Source organism: Micromonospora sp. CNZ297, from assembly GCF_007827625.1.
Map to the genome: position 1 here is coordinate 1 of NZ_VISU01000065.1, position 1470 is coordinate 1470.

General features: G+C 70.1%; 1 protein-coding gene. It reads right to left on the reverse strand.

Features of this window, described 5'->3' with window-relative positions; all coding sequences use genetic code 11:
* Nucleotides 1-25: 25 nt before the first annotated feature.
* Nucleotides 26-1366 carry an IS701 family transposase gene (locus FB454_RS34685; protein ID WP_278090470.1) on the reverse strand — a complete coding sequence of 447 codons (1341 nt, stop codon included), beginning with the start codon at nt 1364-1366 and terminating at the stop codon, nt 26-28.
* Nucleotides 1367-1470 lie beyond the last annotated feature (104 nt).

Below are 1470 nucleotides of genomic sequence, written 5' to 3' on the forward strand. Positions count from 1 at the left end.
CTAGTACGGCAGCCGCCGTTCGGGATCATGGCTGGAGTTCGAGGTTGAGGCGTCGGGTGTAGTGGGCTTGGCGGGCTCGGGCTTGATGCTGGCGCCGCCAGTCTGACCAGCGCAGACGGTGGGCGAGGTTGCTGAGCGGGCGGATGATGCAGGCGTTGATCAGGCGCCGGACCTCGTTGACGGTGAGCTTGATCAGTCCGGTGTCGGCCGGGTTGTGGTCGGCGGCGTCGGCGGCGCAGATCGCCAGGACGGCGAGGGCGGCCAGGGCGAGGGTGGTGAACCGGTGCCAGGAGTCCCAGCGGCGGACCTGGTGCTGGTCGAGACCGACCTGGCCCTTGGCAGCTTGGAAGCTCTCCTCAACCGTCCAGCGGATGCCCGCGACCCGCACGAGTTGGGCCAGGGTGGCCGGTTGCGGGGTCCAGCAGCGGTAGAAGGCCAGCTCACCGGTGGTGGTGTTGCGGCGGATCAGGAGGCTGTGGTGGCCGCCGTCGTCGGGGTCGGCGTCGGTGCAGACGTCGTCGAGCCAGGCCCAGTCGTAGAAGCGTGGCCCTTTCGACCCGGCACCGGCGCTGCGACGTTGCCACGCCGAGGCCGGCAGCTCGGCGGCGACCCGGTCAGCCCGAACCCGGGTCTTGCCGCCGTCGAGTGGGACCAGGTGGCTGCGGGACACGGCCAGGACATAACCCAGGCGGTGGTGGCGTAGGTGGGCACGGAAGACGCTGCTGTTGCCATAGGCCTCGTCCGCGGCCGCCCACCCGGCCGGGACGCCGGCGTCGACGGCCGCGGTGATCATGTCGGCGGCCAGCTCGGACTTCGTGGCGAAGGCGACCTCGTCGGGAACCCCGGCGGCCTGGCATCGGTCCCGGTCATCGGTCCACGACACCGGCAGGTAGACCCGGCGGTCGATCAGCGTGTGCCCATGCCGGCTGGCATAGCCGCAGAACACCCCCACCTGCGCATTCTCGATCCTGCCGGCGGTGCCGGTGTACTGGCGTTGCACTCCGATGGTGTGCACGCCCTTCTTCAGGTCCCCGGTCTCGTCCACGACCAGCACCGCGTCCGGATCACCGAACCGGCCCACGACCACCGCCCGCACATCGTCGCGGACCGCATCGGCATCCCACACCGCCCGAGACAACAACCGCTGCATCGCGTCCGGCCGGGCATGCCCGGCCCGCTCCGCCAACTGCCAGCACGTCTTGACCTCGATGTCGGCCAGCAGCCCTGTCACGAACGCCGTCGCCGTCCGACGCGGCTCGACCCGCCCGAAGCGTCCCGCGAACGCATCGCACACCCCGGTCAGGACTTGCCGCCACCGGTCTGGGTTTACGCTGTGGCACGCGGCCACCGCCAGATCTGAAGTCATGTCCACAGCAGACAGACGATCACGCGGTGGCCGCACCTCGTCTACCCGGCCCCACCAGCGACATCTCAAACGGCGGCTGCCGTACTAGTACTCCAGCCGCACTT

Coding starts and splice junctions, on each gene's coding strand:
- FB454_RS34685 (WP_278090470.1), bottom strand. CDS start 1,366: ATGACTTCAGATCTGGCGGTGGCCGCGTGCCACAGCGTAAACCCAGAC.